This is a genomic window from Micromonospora sp. NPDC049662, from assembly GCF_040675055.1.
Taxonomy (GTDB): domain Bacteria; phylum Actinomycetota; class Actinomycetes; order Mycobacteriales; family Micromonosporaceae; genus Micromonospora.
In genome coordinates this window covers 1-18959 of the sequence record NZ_JBFAOC010000061.1, presented here as the reverse complement: position 1 = coordinate 18959, position 18959 = coordinate 1, and the positions used below count along the sequence as shown (strand labels likewise).

Annotated in this window: 13 protein-coding genes; 6 read left to right on the top strand and 7 right to left on the bottom strand. The window is 70.3% G+C overall.

Going from position 1 to position 18959, the window contains the following annotated elements; translation table 11 throughout:
• Nucleotides 1-19: 19 nt before the first annotated feature.
• From AB0J36_RS29125 to AB0J36_RS29115, 3 genes are all read right to left on the bottom strand, one after another.
• Nucleotides 20-1549, bottom strand: coding sequence for a TROVE domain-containing protein (locus tag AB0J36_RS29125; RefSeq protein ID WP_363661397.1), 1530 nt, complete (start codon nucleotides 1547-1549; stop codon nucleotides 20-22).
• 686 nt (nucleotides 1550-2235) lie between these two features.
• Entirely contained in the window at nucleotides 2236-2949 is a 714-nt protein-coding gene (locus AB0J36_RS29120) for a permease-like cell division protein FtsX (RefSeq protein ID WP_357169391.1), read from the bottom strand.
• Between the two features lie 18 nt (nucleotides 2950-2967).
• The gene (locus AB0J36_RS29115; RefSeq protein ID WP_363661396.1) at nucleotides 2968-3987 is read right to left on the bottom strand and encodes an RNA polymerase subunit sigma-70; all 1020 of its coding nucleotides are present in this window, start codon (nucleotides 3985-3987) and stop codon (nucleotides 2968-2970) included.
• Between the two features lie 126 nt (nucleotides 3988-4113).
• Here AB0J36_RS29115 and AB0J36_RS29110 point away from each other — a divergent pair, with 126 nt between their 5' ends.
• Complete coding sequence (locus AB0J36_RS29110) at nucleotides 4114-4674, top strand: dihydrofolate reductase family protein (protein ID WP_357133182.1); 561 nt, start codon at nucleotides 4114-4116, stop codon at nucleotides 4672-4674.
• Nucleotides 4675-4716: 42 nt separating this feature from the next.
• Here AB0J36_RS29110 and AB0J36_RS29105 read toward each other — a convergent pair whose 3' ends face one another.
• Nucleotides 4717-5127: an NUDIX domain-containing protein gene (locus tag AB0J36_RS29105; RefSeq protein ID WP_357133185.1), complete on the bottom strand. Its 411-nt coding sequence runs from the start codon at nucleotides 5125-5127 to the stop codon at nucleotides 4717-4719.
• Nucleotides 5128-5240: 113 nt separating this feature from the next.
• Nucleotides 5241-5624: a low temperature requirement protein A gene (locus AB0J36_RS29100; protein ID WP_363661395.1), complete on the bottom strand. Its 384-nt coding sequence runs from the start codon at nucleotides 5622-5624 to the stop codon at nucleotides 5241-5243.
• 59 nt (nucleotides 5625-5683) lie between these two features.
• Between AB0J36_RS29100 and AB0J36_RS29095 the strand changes: the two genes are divergently transcribed.
• The 4 genes from AB0J36_RS29095 (at nucleotide 5684) to nrfD (ending at nucleotide 11892) form a co-directional block, all read left to right on the top strand.
• Nucleotides 5684-6475, top strand: a complete 792-nt coding sequence (locus AB0J36_RS29095; protein ID WP_357133189.1) for a PrsW family glutamic-type intramembrane protease — start codon at nucleotides 5684-5686, stop codon at nucleotides 6473-6475.
• Nucleotides 6476-6622: 147 nt separating this feature from the next.
• The gene (gene fdh, locus AB0J36_RS29090; protein WP_363661394.1) at nucleotides 6623-9898 is read left to right on the top strand and encodes a formate dehydrogenase; all 3276 of its coding nucleotides are present in this window, start codon (nucleotides 6623-6625) and stop codon (nucleotides 9896-9898) included.
• Nucleotides 9899-9901: 3 nt separating this feature from the next.
• The gene (locus AB0J36_RS29085) at nucleotides 9902-10945 is read left to right on the top strand and encodes a 4Fe-4S dicluster domain-containing protein (RefSeq protein ID WP_357133193.1); all 1044 of its coding nucleotides are present in this window, start codon (nucleotides 9902-9904) and stop codon (nucleotides 10943-10945) included.
• Nucleotides 10942-11892 carry an NrfD/PsrC family molybdoenzyme membrane anchor subunit gene (nrfD, locus tag AB0J36_RS29080; protein WP_357133195.1) on the top strand — a complete coding sequence of 317 codons (951 nt, stop codon included), beginning with the start codon at nucleotides 10942-10944 and terminating at the stop codon, nucleotides 11890-11892. Before AB0J36_RS29085 ends, nrfD begins: the two co-directional genes overlap by 4 nt.
• A 37-nt stretch (nucleotides 11893-11929) precedes the next feature.
• On the opposite strand, the gene AB0J36_RS29075 is transcribed toward nrfD, so the two are convergent.
• Together AB0J36_RS29075 and AB0J36_RS29070 are read right to left on the bottom strand one after the other, a co-directional pair.
• Nucleotides 11930-13486 carry an OFA family MFS transporter gene (locus AB0J36_RS29075; RefSeq protein WP_357133197.1) on the bottom strand — a complete coding sequence of 519 codons (1557 nt, stop codon included), beginning with the start codon at nucleotides 13484-13486 and terminating at the stop codon, nucleotides 11930-11932.
• A 178-nt stretch (nucleotides 13487-13664) separates the two neighbouring features.
• Complete coding sequence (locus AB0J36_RS29070) at nucleotides 13665-14219, bottom strand: winged helix-turn-helix domain-containing protein (protein ID WP_357133199.1); 555 nt, start codon at nucleotides 14217-14219, stop codon at nucleotides 13665-13667.
• Between the two features lie 290 nt (nucleotides 14220-14509).
• On the opposite strand from AB0J36_RS29070, the gene AB0J36_RS29065 reads away from it, so the two are divergent.
• On the top strand, nucleotides 14510-18916 hold the full coding sequence (locus AB0J36_RS29065; RefSeq protein ID WP_363661393.1) for a S8 family serine peptidase: 4407 nt from the start codon (nucleotides 14510-14512) through the stop codon (nucleotides 18914-18916).
• Nucleotides 18917-18959 lie beyond the last annotated feature (43 nt).

The following is an 18959-nucleotide window of genomic DNA, read 5'->3' as shown; positions in this document are numbered from 1 at the left end:
TGCCCCCGCGCGGCGCGAATCAGAAGGGCCACTGCTCGTCGGACCCGGCCTCGATCAGCGGGATCATCGCGAACGCCGCGTCGGACAGCCCGCCGAAGGTGTGTCGCCTGGTCGCCGTCGAGGTGTGCCCGACCCGGTATCCGGCCAGGTTCCAGGTGTACACGGGCACCTCCGCCGGCACCGACGCGGCCACATCCGCCGACCCGTGCCAGTGCGCCTGCTCGTCGGTGAGGATGATCAGCCGGTCGTGTGCGCCGAAGTGCTCCCGGACCGCCTTCCCGGTGTCGGTTCCCCGGCCGAGGAAGTAGCCGCTCTCCCTGAACCGCCGCACCGCCGCGAGGACCGACTCGCCCGCCACCGAGGGGAACACCCGGCTGTGATCGGAGAACGACACCACGGTGGCCGCCTGCGCGCGGGCCGCCACCGCGAGACCGAACACCGTGGCGGCGTCCCAGCAGCACAGCGTGCCGTCCTTGCTGAACGCGCTCTGCATCGAGCCGGACGTGTCGATGAGGATCAGCGTCCGTCCGTCCAGGGCGGGAACGTTCGCGAGGGCGTGCTGCAAGGCCTTCTCCAGCGGGTACGCCCAGCGCAGGCTCGGTGCCGCGTTGTACGCCGACAGGAAGCGCATCGGCAGTACCCGCGAAGTCGCCACCCGCGCCGGGTCGGAGAGCGTGGCCGCCACCGTCTCCGCGACGGCGTCGCCGACCCCGGCCTGGTCGAAGTTGCGCAGGTTACGCAGCAGCGCCAGGTAGCCCATCGTCGGGATGACGGACTCCCACGCGGCCGCGTCCATCGCCCGCTGTCGCCAGCCGGCCAGGGCCTCCCACGTCATACCCGCCTCGTCCAGCACGGCCCGGTCGGAGACCTCCCCGCGCTGCTCGACCGGCATCGCCATGAGCGCGTCCCGCGCCCTCAGCATCCGCAGGGACTCCGGGACCGGGTTGTCCCGATGGTGCCGCCGATCCAGCGCGTGCCGGAACAGGTCGCCCTGTCGCTCGTCCCTGGCGGTGGGGTGGGTCAGGTCGATGACGTCACCGAAGCGCACCTGACGGCCGACGGAGTCGTACTTGAGCAGGCTCCGCTCGGTGTAGAGCCGGACCGCCGCGTCGGCGATGCCCCGCTTCACCGGCTTGGGCAGTGCCCGGCCGTGACGAGCCAGCCAGTACGCGAGCGCCTCGCCCGGCTCGTCGGCACGCTGCAACGCGGCGTCGACGACCGCGCGCGAACCCGGTATGCCGGCCGCCACCTGGGCGCGGGCGCCCTCAAGGGCCGCCACCACGGACGCCGAGCGCATCATCGCGCCCGTCCGGAGCCACGACACGAACCGGCCGAACCAGTCGGGATCAGCGACGGCGACGGTGGCGACCAGGTCCCGGAAACGAGCGTCCCGATCGGTGGAGCCCTCGTAGAAGGTGGCCTCGCCAACCATGTTCGAGACACCGAGAAGGAACAGTTCGAGGCGCGGCTCACGGACGAAACCGGGGGCGCCCTCGGTGGTCACCGGCCGCTGCCGGCTCGTGCGCGGCTTGAGGTTGAACTTGGCCATGACGTCCCCCACGTCGGTCGGCCGAGAAGGCGCCACCACCACGCACACCCGAGATCAGAGTCGGCCACGGAACAGTCCGCCGTTCTGTCCGTTGAACTACCCACCCGAAGGTGTCGGGGGGATTCGAACCCCCATCTGCGGATCCCGAAGTAACCGTTGCCTGCGCACCGGGTGTGCGTGTGGTCGCGCTTCCCGAGATCGAGGTCGGCGACGGAGGTCCTTCACCGGGGCCGGAACCCCTCCAGATGTAACCGTCGCCTACGCACCGGGAAGTGCGGTCACGACCGTAGCGGCGGTGGCGCCGGGCGGGCAACGGAGTTTGTGATCACGTTACGAGCGCCCTGCGTACGCGCCGCACGCCCGAGATCAAAGGTGGACACGGCTTCGCGGGTTCGAACCGCAGGCCCTTGCCGGGCCGTTACCAGAAGTAGCCGTATCCGTCGCACCGGGCGTGCGGCGAGCGCACCTCCCGAGATCGAAGCGGCGACGGCGACCGGCCCTCGCGGGCCAAGGTGACCTAGGCCGCTGGTCGACGCCACCCGAAGTGGCGGTGGGATTCGAACCCCCGTCTCCCCGTTTGAAGCGGAAGTAGCCGTTGCCTGCGCACCGGGAAGTGCCCCACGACGGTAGGCCCGCGTCGCCACACCAACAACCCATTTCGCAGCCTTGTCGAGGGCGGTACGTGGCTACAGCATCGCCAGCGGAACGAGCTGCACGGTGTCGACGCCGTCGAGTTTCCTCAGCTCGGACACTCCCGCGCCCTTCTTGTCCAAGGGCATCTCGAACCGCCAGGACTCGTGTCCCATCTGCGGATCGAGCTGCGTGGTCAGGTCGCCCTTGCCCTGGCAGCGCTCACGCAGACGTTCGTACGCGGCGGCCCGGTCCTCGAAGGCGATCGACCGGGCGGTCGGCAGCGCCCGTACCGCCTGCTCCACGGCGGTCCGCTGCCCGTCGGTCACGGTCGGCTTCACCCGGACGACGATGCCGATCCGCGAGGGCAGGGGATCGACGTCCGCGACCTTGAGGACGACATCCGTGACGCCCGCGACGTCGGCCATCACCAGCTCGACCGCCTCGGCGATCGGCGCGTCGGTGACCGTGGCGTGGAACAGTTCCGGCAGGTACTCCGGTTTGATCTCCGCCAACAGGTCGGGGCTGTCCTTCAGCGCCTCCTTCTCTCGCGCGTACGCCTGCTCGCGGTTCTCGAACGTCACCTGTTCGACGCTGGGCATCGACCTCAGCCGCTGTTCCACGGTGGTCTTCCGGTCCGCCGTGATGTCGTGTTCCAGGAAGACGGTCAGGGCGACCTTCGTGAACTCCGCCGGCTTCGGGGGCTTCGAGGTGCAGGCGGACACGGCGAGCAGGAGGACCAGTGCCAGGGCTGGGGCGAGGCGACGCATGGGCGGAGATCGTAACGATCATTCGCGGGCGCCGCCGTCCATTGTCGGCCGATGCCCCTGCCGCACCGGTGCACGGCAGGGCAGGGTGGGCGGGAGTCCGAAGAGGCCGAACAGCGCCGGGTCGACGAACGTCACGCATCGCCGGATCAGGCCGTCCGTCACGCTGAAGAGTTGGAGCGAGTGCGCGCGGACGCGACCGGTGTCCGGGTCGGGCGCGTAGGCCGCCAGGGCCGTGGAGCTGTTCGCCGCCACCGGCAGAAGATGCCACCCCGTCCCCCGCATGCCGAAGACGCGTTCCAGGAAACGCTGATAGTGCGATCTGCCGGCGAGCCAGAGCGCCACCGGAGGCATTTCCAACACGACGTCGTCGGCGAGTAGGCGGGCCAGACCGGGCACATCAGCGGCCTCGAACGCCGCCAGATAGCGCTCGACCACGGCACGTTCGTCGGGGTCGGCCGGCTCGCGTAACTCCTCCAGCGTCGGACCGGCGGCCCGCAGCGTCGCTCGGGCCCGCTGCAGACCGCTGTTCACCGAAGCCACACTGCCGCCGAGGATCTGCGTCACCTCCACGGCCGACAGTTGCAGCACCTCCCGCAGCACCAGCACCGCGCGTTGTCGAGCGGGCAGCAGTTGCAGCGCCGCGACCAGGGCGAGCCGCAGACCCGCCCGCTGTTCAACGGCGTCGGCGGGATCGCCGAGCCGCGAATCGGGGAACGGCTGCAACCAGGGGATGTCGAGGCGGGGGAGCAGCGGGGCTTCCGGATCGCCGGCCGGGTCCAACCCGCTCGGCAGCGGCCTGCGCGCGCGTCCCGCCAGCGCCGTGAGGCAGACGTTCGTCGCGATCCGGTGCAACCAGGTGCGCAGCGACGACAGCTGCGGGTCGTACCGGTCGGTCGCCCGCCAGGCGCGCAGCAGCGTCTCCTGCACGAGGTCCTCGGCCTCGTCGACCGAGCCGAGCATCCGGTAGCAGTGCGCCAGCAGGTCGGCGCGGTACGCCTCGTACCGTTCGTCCCGGTCCTGCGCCGCCGCCTCGACCACACCGCAGAGCGTACGCCGCACCACCGTCGAGATTTCCCAGCCGAGGCCGATGAGTTCGGGGCGCGGCGTCGGTAGGTGTGCGGTAGGAGCGGTCCGCGGTGGACCGCCACGGCGGGAGGAATCCGCATGGGCGACATCATCGTCATTCAGTTCGCCACGCTGGACGGCGTGGTCTCCGACCCGGACGGGCGCTGGGGCACCGACCACGGTGGGTGGGCGTTCCGGTACGGGCCAGGGCCGGTCAGCGACGACAAGTTCCGCCTCGGCGCCCGGATGGAGCAGGGCGTCCAGCTCTACGGCCGGCGCACCTGGGAGCACTTCGCCCAACTGTGGCCGAAACGCGATGGAGGCTACGCCTCGCTGATGAACGCCGTGCCCAAGCGGGTGGCGACCACCACCGGCATCGACGCGGCGGCCTGGTCGAACTCGGCCCCGATCGACGGCGACCCGGTGGCCTGGGCGGCGGACGAGCGGACGCGGCGCGACGTCGTGGTGATCGGCAGCCTGAGTTTGGTCCGGACGCTGGCGGCCGCGGACGTGATCGACGAGTACCGGCTGATCACGTTCCCGACGATCGTCGGTGCGGGCGAGCGACTGTTCGCGCCCGGGGCGCGGGCCGACTTTCGCTTCAAGGAGGTGGAAGCCGTCGAGGCAGGCGCGTTCACCGTGCTGCGCCGCGAGCGCTGAGCACCGTTCCAGAGCCTCGGGGATGCCTGGCCGAACCCTGGATCAGGCGTCCCCGAGGTGCATCGACAGCGCCGCCACGGTCGAGACCGCCAGCTCACGATCGAACACCTCGTCGCGCGGCACGAAGACCATGGCCTGCCCCTCGCCGAGCACCACGTCCTTCTGCCGCGCGGTGGTGGCGCCACGGAACACGTGCACCGTCACGGTGTGGGGAAAAGCGGCCTCGTACGGACGTGGACCGCTCCACAGCAGGTGCAGCTCACCGGCTGTCAGGCCCGTCTCCTCCAGCAGCTCGCGGCGGGCCGCCTGCTCGGGCGACTCGCCGGGCTCAACGTGGCCGCCAGGAAGGCTCCACTGGTTCGGCGAGACGGGCGCGTGCTCATCGCGATGCTGCATGAGCACGGCTCCGGACGGATCGACGAGCAGAACGAGGGCGACGTCGTAGGTGGCCACCACGAGACCATTTCACCCTGCCCGACTCCTGTCACGCCGCTCCTCCGCTCTGCTGCCCACCGCGTCCGCCGTGACCGTGACCGGCAGGGCTTGCGGTGGACGCTGGGCCGCTGTCAGGCGGGTGGCATCGCCTGGTTCGGAGGGCTGCGCCGGCCGCGCGCCGTGTCCTCGGCGGCGAGCGCCGCGAGGACGAGCGTCGTGAAGGCCAATGGCACCTCCGGCGGCAGGTGGACCGCAACGGGGGACAGGGCGGCCAGGACGAAGGCGAGGACGAGCGCCACGGTACGACGGGGCGTGAACCCGTAGGAACTGGTGGCGGTGAAGGTAATGCCCATGGCCAGGATGATCTCGCCGAGCGCGATGATGAAGACCTGCCGGTAACGCTCGGCGATGTGGGTGGCGGTGATCTCCAGGGCCGCTCCCCGCTCATGTCCGAGCCGGCTCGGGGTGGGCCAGCGGTCGCGCAGCAGTGGCCGCTGCGGTGCGTGGCGATTCATCGCAGTCATCTCAGCACCCGCGCTGGTCTTCGTAACCTGGATCCGCCAGACTCCCCGGTATGCGTGATCGTTCTCGCCGGTGGGCGTGGGTCGGTGTCCTCCTTGTCGGGCTGATCCTCTACGTGGCGGTGCTGCGGACCCTGGTCCGCACCCAGAATCCGAACTTCGTGCCGGCGCTGATCCTGCTCGGCGCGACCCTGGCGCCCCTGACGTTCCTGACGTTCGCCCAGGCCCGTACCGGGCGGTGGCAGGTGCCGGCGTCGGTGCTGGTGACGTCGGCGTTCTTCGGTGGGGTGATCGGCACGGTGGTGGCCGGCACCCTGGAGTACGACACCCTGCGCGGCCTCGGTGGGCTGCCCATGCTGTTCGTGGCGCTGATCGAGGAGTCGGCCAAGCTGATCGTCCCCGTGGTGCTGTTGTTCACGGCCCTGGCCCAGCATCGCCGTCGGGTGCCGTCCGACGGTCTGGTCATCGGCGTGGCGGCCGGCATGGGCTTCGCCGCGCTGGAGACGATGGGGTACGCCTTCACCGCCCTGCTCAGCTCGAAGGGCAACATCGGCGCGGTGGAGCAGACCCTGTTCATCCGGGGGCTGACCGCGCCCGCCGGGCACACCGCCTGGACCGGGCTCACCGCCGGCGCGCTGTGGGCGCTGCTGGCCACCCCGAGCGTCCGCCGCCTGTTCGGGTTCCTGGGCACCTTCGTGGGCGTCGTCGTCCTGCACACGCTCTGGGACACCTTCACCGGTTCGTTCGTCTTCGTCGCCGTGGCGATCGTCAGCATCGGCTGGCTGCTCTGGGAGCTGCGCCGCTACCGGACCTTCGGCGACCATCTGGCCGCCGGGCATCCGTAGTCGACGACCCCGTCCACCATGCCTCCCTCGGCCGCCGTGACCCGGCCGGGGGAGGCATCGCTCTGCTGATCTCGCTGCGGCGGGCCCGTCCGCTCAGCTACTGTCGGAGTATTCATATTTTGGGTCTTTCGTCGGGAAGGTGCAGCGATGGGGGTGCGCCGCTGGATCGAGAGCTGGCCGCTCTATCGCCAGCTCAGCGGCACCGACCCGCTCGGTCGCGGCGCCGCCGCCAAGTCGGCCCGATCCCGGTCGCTGACCGCCCGCACCGAGACCGCCGAGAGTGTCGCGCGGTCGGTGTGTCCGTACTGCGCGGTGGGGTGTGGTCAGCGGGTCTTCGTCGCCGACGGGCAGGTCACGCAGATCGAGGGTGACCCGGACAGTCCGATCTCGCGCGGTCGGTTGTGTCCCAAGGGGTCCGCGAGCAAGAGCCTGGTGACGAGTCCGCTGCGCCAGACGACGGTCCGCTACCGCCGTCCGTACGGCACCGAGTGGGAGGACCTGGACCTCGACACGGCGCTCAACATGATCGCGGACCGGGTCCTGGCCGCCCGGGACGAGACCTGGGAGGACGTGGACGAGCAGGGCCGGCCGTTGCACCGGACGCTGGGGATCTCCAGCCTGGGTGGGGCGACGCTGGACAACGAGGAGAACTACCTCATCAAGAAGTTGTTCACGGCGATGGGGGCGTTGCAGATCGAGAACCAGGCGCGTATTTGACACTCCGCCACCGTCCCCGGTCTGGGGACCAGCTTCGGTCGCGGCGGCGCCACCCAGTACCAGCAGGACCTGTCGAACTCCGACGTGATCATCATCCAGGGTTCGAACATGGCCGAGGCGCATCCGGTCGGGTTCCAGTGGGTGATGGAGGCCAAGCGTCGGGGCGCGAAGGTGTTCCACGTCGACCCGCGGTTCACCCGCACGAGCGCGGTGGCGGACGCGTACCTGCCGATCCGGGCGGGCACCGACATCGCCCTGCTGGGTGGGGTGATCCGGTACATCCTCGACAACGAGCTGGACTTCCGCGAGTACGTCCTCGCCTACACCAACGCCGCCACCATCGTGACCGACGACTTCCAGGACACCGAGGACCTGCACGGGCTCTTCTCCGGCTTCGTCGAGGCCAACGCCAGCTACGACCAGAGCAGTTGGCAGTACGAGGGCGCCCCGGAGAACATCTCCACCCGGGACACCGAGACGCAACGGGAGACGGCGGCGGGGCTGGAGCACGAGTCGCACGGCGCACCGGTGGGTGGGCAGACCCAGCGGGACGAGACGTTGCACCATCCGCGCTGCGTCTATCAGATCCTCAAGCGGCACTACGCCCGCTACACGCCGGAGATGGTGGAGCGGGTCTGCGGTATTCCCCAGGAGAAGTTCCTGGAGCTGGCGCGGGCGTGGACGGAGAACTCGGGCCGGGAACGCACCGGGATGCTTGTCTATTCGGTGGGTTGGACGCAGCACAGCGTGGGCGTGCAGTACATCCGTGCCGGGGCGATCATCCAGCTCCTGCTGGGCAACGTGGGCCGTCCGGGTGGCGGGGTCATGGCGTTGCGCGGGCACGCGAGCATCCAGGGCTCCACCGACATCCCGACCCTGTTCAACCTGCTGCCCGGCTACCTGCCCATGCCCCACCACGCCGACCACCCGACCCTCGACGAGTGGATCGGCAGCATCGCCCATCCCGAGCAGAAGGGCTTCTGGGGCAACGCGCGCGCCTACGGGGTAAACCTGCTCAAGGCGTACTGGGGTGACGCGGCCACCGCCGAGAACGACTACTGCTACGGCCACCTGCCCCGGATGACCGGCGACCACGGCACGTACCAGCAGGTATTGGACATGATCGACGGGAAGATCAAGGGGTACTTCCTGCTCGGTCAGAACCCGGCCGTCGGGTCCGCGCACGGCCGGGCGCAGCGTCTCGGCATGGCGAACCTCGACTGGCTGGTCGTGCGGGACCTGTTCATGATCGAGAGCGCGACCTTCTGGAAGAACGGTCCGGAGATCGAGACGGGCGAGATCGTGCCGCGGGAGTGCCGCACCGAGGTGTTCTTCCTGCCCGCCGCGTCGCACGTGGAGAAGGAGGGCACGTTCACGCAGACCCAGCGGCTGTTGCAGTGGCGGGAGAAGGCCGTCGAGCCGCCGGGCGACGCCCGCTCCGAGCTGTGGTTCTTCTACCACCTGGGCCGCCGACTGCGGGAGAAGCTGGCCGGCTCGTCGCTGCCGCGCGACCGGGCGCTGCTCGACCTCACCTGGGACTACCCCACGCACGGTCCGCACGCGGAGCCCAGCGCCGAGTCGGTGCTGCGCGAGATCAACGGGTACGACGTGACGACCGGCCGACCGTTGGCAAGCTATACGGAGATGAAGGACGACGGCTCCACGGCGGGGGGCTGCTGGATCTACACGGGGGTGTACGCCGACGGCGTCAACCAGGCCGCCCGCCGCAAGCCCGGCGCGGAACAGTCCCTGGTGGCGCCCGAATGGGGTTGGGCCTGGCCGTCGAACCGGCGCATCCTCTACAACCGTGCCTCCGCCGACCCGGACGGCCGCCCGTGGAGCGAACGCAAGAAGTACGTCTGGTGGGACGCGGAGAAATCCGAGTGGACCGGCTACGACGTGCCGGACTTTGAGAAGACCAAGGCGCCCTCGTACCGGCCCCCGCCGAACACCTCGGGCGTCGCGGGCATCGCGGGCGACGACCCGTTCATCCTCCAGGGCGACGGCAAGGGTTGGCTGTACGCGCCCAGCGGCGTCCTGGACGGGCCGCTGCCCACCCACTACGAGCCGGTCGAGTCGCCGGTGCGCAACCCGCTCTACCGCCAGCAGGCCAACCCGACCCGCAAGGTCTACATCCATCCGATCAACAACCTCAACCCGAGCCCACCGGAGCAGCACAGCGACGTCTTCCCGTACGTCTTCACGGTCAGCCGGCTCACCGAGCACCACACGGCCGGCGGCATGAGCCGGACCGTGCCGCACCTCGCCGAGCTGCAACCGGAGATGTTCGTCGAGGTGTCGCCCGAGCTGGCCGCGCACCGGGGACTGACTCACCTGGGTTGGGCGCACCTGGTCACCACCCGCGCGGCCATCGAGGCACGGGTCCTGGTGACCGACCGCGTGACACCCCTGCGGGTTGACGGTCGGATCCTGCACCAGGTGTGGCTGCCGTACCACTTCGGGTTCGAGGGTCTGGTGACCGGCGACTCGGCCAACGACCTGTTCGGCATCACCCTCGACCCCAACGTCCTCATCCAGGAGAGCAAGGTCGGCACGTGCGACGTACGGCCCGGCCGGCGACCGAGAGGACAGGACCTGCTGGATCTTGTCCTGGACTACCGGCGACGGTCGGGCAACCTGAGCCACCGCTATCCGCCGCTGGTCACGACCGACGTCGCCGACAGCAGCAGCGACCAGGAGGACTGAGCGATGCCGCATGCCAACGCCCTGTACGGGCCGCTCGATCCGGCGCCGGACGCGGGTTATGTGGACGCGCCGCAGCGGATGGGGTTCTTCACCGATACGAGTGTGTGTATCGGGTGTAAGGCGTGTGAGGTGGCGTGCAAGGAGTGGAACGACGTCCCGGGAAGTGGTCTGGATCTGTTGGGGATGTCGTATGACAACACGGGTGCGTTGACGGCGAACTCGTGGCGGCATGTGGCGTTCGTGGAGCAGCCGCGCCCACTCGGTGGGACCACCCCGGCGTTCGCCGGGTACCCGGACGGGCCGGCGGTCAGCCCGGCGACGGCGGCCGTCGGGGCGCGGACCGCCGCCGACACCGGCACCGACCCGGGTCTGGCACCTGGCGAGCCCGCTGCGGCGACCCGCATGTCGGGCGGCCCGGAGTTCCTGGGTATGCCGGGGGCGCAGCCGCCGGGGCGTGGTTCTGGCGCGGAGGGTCGGAGTGATTTTCGGTGGTTGATGATGTCGGATGTGTGTAAGCACTGCACGCATGCGGCTTGTTTGGATGTGTGTCCGACGGGGTCGTTGTTCCGGACGGAGTTCGGGACGGTGGTGGTGCAGGAGGACATCTGTAATGGGTGTGGGTACTGCATTTCGGCGTGTCCGTACGGGGTGATTGATCAGCGTAAGGGTGATGGTCGGGCGTGGAAGTGCACGTTGTGTTACGACCGTCTGGGTGTGGGGATGACGCCGGCGTGTGCGCAGGCGTGTCCGACGGAGTCGATCCAGTACGGGCCCCTCGATGAGTTGCGGGAGCGGGCGGCGGTGCGGGTGGCGACGTTGCACGGCCGGGGTGTTCCCGAGGCCCGCTTGTACGGGCACGACCCGGACGATGGTGTGGGTGGTGACGGGGCGTTCTTCCTGCTGCTGGACGAGCCCGAGGTGTACGGGCTGCCGCCGGACCCGGTGGTGACCACCCGGGACCTACCGGCCATGTGGAAACACGCCGGCATCGCCGCCCTGACGATGGCCGCCGTCACGGTTGGCGCGTTCCTCGGCAGGCGGTCATGACGCGCGAGCAGCTGACCGTGCCACCGGCCGACTTCAGCTCCTACTACGGTCGGCCGATCCTCAAGGCGCCGGTGTGGAAGCGCGACATCGCCGGATACCTGTTCACCGGGGGCCTCGCCGCCGGCGGCGCCCTGATCGGCGCGGGCGCCCAACTGACCGGACGTCCCGAGTTGCGCCGGGTGGGCCGCTGGACGGCTCTCGGCGGCACCCTCGCCAGCGCGTACCTGCTGGTGCACGACCTCGGTCGGCCGGCGCGGTTCCACCACATGCTCCGGGTCGCCAAACCGACCTCGCCCATGTCGATGGGCACCTGGATCCTCACCGCGTTCGGCCCGGCCGCCGGGGTGGCCGCGGTCGCCGAACTCGCGCCACGGCTGCCACGGCACGGTGTGCTGGGCCTCGCCCGTCGGCTGGCGCCCGGCGTCGGTGACATCGCCGGTCTCGCCGCGGCGGCCACCGCTCCGGCACTGGCCACGTACACCGGGGTCCTGCTCGCCGACACCGCCGTACCGGCCTGGCACGACGCGTACCCCGATCTGCCGTTCGTCTTCGGCGGCAGCGCGCTCGTCGCGGCCGCCGGGGTCGGCCTCATCGTGGCGCCCCCCGCCCAGACCGCCCCGCTGCGCCGGCTCGCCGTCGCCGGCGCGGCCCTCAAGCTGGTCGGTGGTCACCGGATGGAGCGGCTGCCGGTCACGGGCGAGCCCTACCGCAGCGGTCACAGCGGTCGCCTGGTCCGGGCGGGCAACGTGTTGATCAGCGTTGGCGCGGTCGCCGCGCTGCTCTCCCGACGTAGCCGGTTCCTGTCGGTGCTCTCCGGCGCGGCCCTGGTGGCCTCGTCGGTGGCCACCCGGTTCGGGATCTTCGAGGCCGGATCGGTGTCCGCGCGCGATCCGAGATACACGGTCGTACCCCAGCGGGAACGCCTCGCCGGCGCCGGCCGGCGCTGACCGCCCCGCGCGGTGAGCGCCGGCCGCTCCGGCCGCCTCAGCCGGTGAAGAGCTTCGCGGCCGTGCTGACGGTCTCGACGATGCCGTAGCCGAGCAGCACCGCGACGAGCAGCCACGACAGCCAGAGCCGCCCGGTCTGATCGCCGACGTGTTCGGGCACGGGTGGTGTGCTCTGCGGGCCGAGGGCGACCGGCTCGGTGACGCTCGCCCGGGCCACGGGCGAGGCCGACCCCCGGTCCGGCTCGTGGAACCGGTCGGGGACGGCACGGACCAGCAGGTTGGCGACGAAGCCGATGGCGAGCACGCCGACCATGGTGAACAGAGCGGGCCGGTACGCCGACGCGGTGAGCGTCCCGGGCTTGCCCTGGGTGTCGAGGATCCGGTTGACGATCAGCGGGCCGGCGATGCCCGCCGCCGACCAGGCGGTCAGCAACCGCCCGTGGATGGCGCCGACCTGGAAGGTCCCGAACAGATCCCGCAGGTACGCGGGCATGGTGGCGAAGCCGCCGCCGTAGAAGGAGATGATCAGAGCGGCGATCAGTACGAAGAGCGCCGTCGCCGCGTGCCCGGCCACCGCTAGCAGCGCGTAGAGCACCATGCCGACACCGAGGTAGACCAGGTAGATCGGCTTGCGGCCGATCACGTCGGACGTCGTCGACCAGACGAACCGGCCGGCCATGTTGAACAGCGACAGCACACCCACGAAGCCGGCCGCCGCCGACACCGACACGGCGGTGGACCCGTTGTCCCGGAAGAAGTCCTGAATCATCGGGCTGGCCTGCTCCAGGATGCCGATGCCCGCCGTGACGTTGCAGAACAGCACGATCCACAGCAGCCAGAACGAGCGGGTGCGTACGGCGTTGGACGCGGAGACGCTCGCCCTCGTCACCAGCGGTCGGGCCGCGACCCGATCGGGGTCGAACCCGGCGGGCCGCCAGTCGGGCGGTGGCACCCGCACGTTGAACGGACCGAACATCATGATCACGAAGTAGCCGATGCCGAACGTGACGAACAGTCCCACGAGGGCGGACCCGGACGCCACCGCCGCCGGGTTGGCCGGGTTGTAGTCGGGGTCGTAGAGCGACAGCAGTTGGCGCGCGAGTGGACCGGCGACCAGAGCGCCACCGCCGAACCCCATGATCGCCAGGCCGGTGGCGAGTCCCGGCCGGTCCGGGAACCACTTGATCAGCGTGGAGACGGGCGAGATGTAGCCGATGCCCAGTCCGATGCCGCCGATGACGCCGTAGCCGAGGTAGAGCAGCCAGAGTTGCTGGGTCGCGATGCCGAGCGCGCCGACCAGGAAGCCGGTGGCCCAGAAGCAGGCGGAGACGAACATCGCCCGGCGCGGGCCGTTGCGCTCCACCCACCGGCCGCCCACCGCCGCCGACGATCCCAGCATGACGATGGCGATGCTGAAGATCGCCCCGATCGCCGTCTGGCTCGCGTCGAAGTGCGCGATGAGCGAGTTCTTGTAGACGCTCGTCGCGTAGACCTGACCGATGCACACGTGCACGGCCAACGCCGCGGTCGGGATGAGCCAGCGGCTGTATCCCGGGGGAGCGACGGTGTGCCGGGGATCGAATACCGACAGCATGGAACTCTCACCTCCTGCGGCTGAGCGGGCAGGCGGCGGGCGCGTCCGGCGTTCGCCGTTGATCGGCTGTAGTTCACGTTACGTGCCCGTACGGCGCTCCTCCCGGATACGGGAAAACACGCTGACCCGGGCCGTGGCGGTCGGCCCGTGCTGACGAACTGCCTGAATCAGGCGGCAGTCAGGCACGCCCGATCCGCGGGTCCTGCCGGTCGGTGAGCCGCAGCCCGACGCCACGGACCACTTCGATCGTGGCGCCGGTGCCGAGGACCACCAGCTTGCGCCGCAGCCGCTTCACCAGGGACTGGACGTCCGCCCGCTGTGCGCGCCCCTCGTCGTGCCACACCGACCGGTGCAGCTCGGCGTAGCTCCACACCCGGACCGGCTCGGTGGTGAGGCAGATCAGCAGGTCATGTTCCAACCGGGTCAGGCCGACCTCGCGCGCCGCGTAGCGGGCGGTGGAGCGGGCCGAGTCGACGACCAGGGCGGGGTGGGACTCGGCCGTCGGCGGACGGCCCGGCGACGGCTCGCTCGGCGGCCCGGTCCGCTGCTGCGGCGCTCCGATCAGCCGGCGCAGCTCGTCGAGGTCGGCCACCAGCAGCAGCGGCGCGACGCCGTCGAGCCGCTCTGCGAGTCGAATGCGCTCGCGCGGTGACGGCGTTACCGCGATCAGCAGCGGAAACTCCTCGTCGGCCGGGTCGCCCCCGTCCAACGCCGCGTCGTCGGTCTCCGCCACCGCACCGCCTGGAATCGATGGGCATCCCTGCCCACCTATCGTCATGGTCCTGACAATGTTTGGCAAGCGCGTCACCAGCAGGGCAACCGGTAGCGACAAGATGCTCACAGCAAGTTCTTGATCGTCCTTTCCTCTCGATCATAGTGTCCACTCGGGCAACCGGCGTGACCCGCGCGGTGCATGGGGGAGGCATGAAGGGGTCCGTTCGCTCGGTTCCGTCGAGTGGATCTCGTGCACTTCCCACCATGGCCCACGTACACCCCTGGGTCGTTCTGAGGAAGGCGGCACCGATGTTCAGACGTCCACAATGGAGACGCACGGCCAGATCGGCGGTAAGCGCCGGCGCGGCGCTGGTCCTCGCCGCCACGTGCCTGGCCAGCTTCGGCTCCGGGGCGCAGGCCGCGCCCGGCTCGACGGGTACCGCCGTCGGGGACAAGATCCGGCCGGAACTCGCCAAGCAGTTCGAGGCCAAGAGCGCAGGGGACTTCTGGATTCGGTTCAAGGACCGCGCGGACCTGAGCAAGGCCAGCGCCATCAAGGACTGGACCAAGCGGGGCGCGGCCGTGGCGCAGGCGCTGCGGGACAGCGCCGCCGGGAGCCAGAGCAAGGTCCGCGCCGAACTCGACAGCTCCGGTACGAAGTACCAGAGCTTCTGGGCCACCAACGCCATCAAGGTGAACAGCGGCTCCCTGGCGATGGCCCAGCAGTTCGCCGCCCGCAGCGAGGTCGAGGGCCTCTACGCCCCGGTCGCCTACGAGCTGCCGAAACTGACCAAGGGGACCGACGAGAAGACCGTCAACGCGGTCGAGTGGGGCGTCGCCAACATCAACGCCGACGACGTCTGGTCCCAGTACGGCGTCACCGGCGATGGCGTCACCATCGCGAGCATCGACAGCGGTGTGCAGTACGACCACCCGGCCCTGGTGAACTCCTACCGTGGCAACAACGGCGACGGCACGTTCGACCACGACTACAACTGGTTCGACGCCGCCGGGACGTGCGACGGCGCGCCCTGCGACGACGACGGCCACGGTACGCACACCATGGGCACCATGGCCGGCTCCGCCGGCGCGAACCAGATCGGTGTCGCGCCCGGCGTCAAGTGGATCGCGGCGAACGGCTGCTGCCCCACCGACGAGGCGCTGATCGAATCCGGTCAGTGGATGCTCGAGCCGACCGACTCGAACGGCCAGAACCCGGACGCCAGCAAGCGCCCCAACATCATCAACAACTCGTGGGGCACCCGACTGCCGTCCAACGAGCCGTTCATGGAGGACGTGACCCTGGCCTGGGCCGCCTCGGGCATCTTCGGGGTGTTCTCCAACGGCAACAGCGGACCGGCGTGCCAGACCAGCGGTTCGCCGGGAAGCCTGGCCAGCAACTACTCGGCGGGCGCGTACGACGTCAACAACAACATCGCCAGCTTCTCGGCCCGGGGCGTCGGGCAGAACGGCGAGATCAAGCCCAACATCTCCGCGCCCGGCGTGAACGTCCGGTCGAGCGTCCCCGGCAACGGGTACGGCACCGCCAGCGGCACGTCAATGGCCGCACCGCACCTGGTGGGCGCGATCGCCCTGCTGTACTCGGCGGCACCCTCGCTGGTCGGTGACGTCGACGCGACGCGCGCGCTGCTCAACGGCACCGCGATCGACAAGGCCGACGACCAGTGCGGTGGCACCGCCGCGGACAACAACGTCTGGGGTGAGGGCCGGCTGGACGCCCTCGCGCTGCTCAACGCCGCCCCCACCGGCGACGTCGGCACCCTGGCCGGCACGGTCACCGACGCGGCCACCGGCGCCCCGATCGCCGGCGCGACCCTGACGCTCACCGGCCCGACCTCGCGCGAGATCACCACGGGCGCCGACGGCACGTACTCGACCCTCCTCCCGACCGGTGACTACCAGGTCGTCGTGTCCGCGTTCGGATACGGCAGCGCCACGAAGACGGCGACGGTCACCAACCGCACGACCACGACGCTCGACGTCGCCCTGACGGCGGTGCCGCGCGTCAACGTCACCGGCTCGGTCACCGACGGCTCCGGCCACGGCTGGCCGCTGTACGCCAAGGTGACCGTGAGCGGCCCGGCGGGCGTGTACGACTACACGACCCCGTCGAACGGCCGCTACAGCATCACGGTGCCGGCCGGGCAGACGTACACCCTGACGTACGAGGTGCAGTACCCGGGCTACCAGAAGGTCACCAAGGAGGTCGTGGTCGGCACCCGCAACGTGACGGCCAACGTCGCGGTGCCGGTGGACACCACCAGGTGCACGACAGCCCCCGGCTACACGTTCGGCTCCGACGGCGAGTACGAGACCTTCGACGCGACGACCACCCCGGCCGGTTGGTCGGTGGTGGACAACGTCGGCGGCGGCCAGGTGTGGAAGTTCACCGACGACGGTGGCCGGGGCAACCTGACCGGGGGCGCCGGCAACTTCGCGATGATCGACAGTGACGACTACGGCGCGGGCAAGACCCAGGACAGCTCCCTGGTCAGCCCGGTTGTCGACCTGACCGCCGTCAGCGCCCCGGTCATCCGGTTCAACCAGGACTTCAACCAGCTCAACGACGACACCGCCGATGTCGACCTGAGCATCGACGGGGGCGCCACCTGGACGAACGTCCTGCGGCAGGAGACCGACGTCCGGGGACCGAAGCTCACCGAGATCCCGATCCCGCAGGCGGCCGGCAAGTCACAGGTCCAGGTGCGGTTCCACTACTACGACGCCAAGTACGACTGGTGGTGGGAGGTCGACAACGTCCTGATCGGCAGCCAGGTCACCTGCGTGCCGGTCGACGGCGGCCTGGTCGTGGGCAACGTCCGCGACAAGAACGACGACAGCTACCTCAACGGCGCCACCGTCACCAGCAACGACCGGCCCGCCGAGAAGGCGGTGACCGTGGCGACCCCGGACGACCCGGGGCTGCCGGACGGGTTCTACTGGATCTACTCGACGCTCACCGGTACCCACAAGTTCACCGCGACGGCCGGCAGCTACGTCAGCCAGAGCAAGCAGGTCGACGTCGAGCCTGACTGGGCGACGACCGCGAACTTCGTCCTCGCGGCCGGCCGCCTGTCGGTGGCACCCGCCGCGCTGAGCGCGACGCTCCAGATGCCCAGCGGCAAGGCGACCAGGACGTTCACCGTGACCAACACGGGCGGCGCGCCCGTGGAGGTCGCCTTCGGTGAGCGGGACGACGGCTTCGAGTTGCTGCGGGCCGACGGCTCGCGGGTGACCCGGCAGCAGGCGCTCGGCGCGGCTGGTGCGGCCGAGCAACGGCTGACGGTCCCGACGTCGGTCGCGGCCAGGTCGTCCGGCAAGGCGGCGACGGCGACGCCCGCGGCGGCCGGTCCGCAGGCCGCGCCGTGGACCGACATCGCCGACTACCCGGGCAACATCATGGACAACCGGGTGGTCACCCTGGACGGCAAGGTGTACTCGATCGGTGGTGGTGACGGAACCGCCTCCACCGCGAAGACCTACGCCTACGACCCGGTCGCGCAGGCCTGGACGGCTGCCGCCGACCTTCCCGGCGCCCGCAACGCGCTGACCGTCGGCGTGGTCGGTGGGAAGATCATCGCAACGGGCGGTTGGGGCGACTCCGGTCCGGACGCCGCTACCTGGTCGTACGACCCGGCGGCCAACACCTGGACCGAGCTGGCCGACAACCCCGCGCCACGGGCCGCGGCCGGGCAGGCGGTCGTCGACGGCAAGCTCTACGCCGTGGGCGGGTGCACGACCGCGGCCTGCGTGCCGATGTCGAACACCGTGGTCCGCTACACCCCCGGCACCGACACCTGGGAGACGGTGGCCAACTACCCGAAGTCGGTGGCCTTCGCCTCCTGCGGCGGGATCGACGGCGTCCTCTACTGCACCGGTGGCAACGACGGCACCGCAGCGCAGAAGGCCAGCTACGCCTACGACCCGGGCGCCAACACCTGGACCGCGATCGCGGACGCGCCGACCGACAACTGGGCCAGCTCGTACGCGGTGGCCAGCGGCAAGCTGCTGGTCGTGGGCGGTTCGCAGGGCGGCGCCATCACCAACGCCGGTTTCGCCTTCGACCCGGCCACCAGCTCGTGGTCGAACCTGCCGAACGCCAACACCGCCCGGTACCGGGGTGGCGCGGCGTGTGGCTTCTACAAGATCGGTGGCTCGTCCGGCAGCTTCGACGCGGCGCCGGACAGCGAGGCGCTGCCGGGCTTCGAGGGGTGCGCCGAGGCGGCGGCCGACGTCAGCTGGATGACGATCGACAAGACCACGGCCACCCTCGCGCCGGGGGAGAAGGTCACGGTCACCGTCGGGTTGACCGCGAACGTGGACCAGCCGGGCACCTACTCGGCCGGAGTCACGATCCGGGAGAACACGCCGTACTCGGTGCCGCCGGTGGCGGTGACCATGATCGTGACGCCCCCGAAGACCTGGGGCAAGCTGATGGGTACGGTGACCGGGACGAGCTGCGCGGGCGCGACCGCGCCGATCGCCGGTGCGGTGGTGCAGGTCGACTCGTGGGCGATGTCGTTCACCTTCGCGACCGACGCCGCCGGTAACTACGCCTACTGGATGGACCGCCGGAACAACCCGCTCACGTTGATCGTCGCCAAGGACGGCTGGAAGCCCCAGACCCGTCAGACGAAGATCAGCACCACCACTCCCACGGTGGAGAACTTCGGGTTGGCGCCGATCCGGTGCTGACCCCGGAGCGCTGACGCAGTGATCCGGCCCGCCTGGTCCTCGA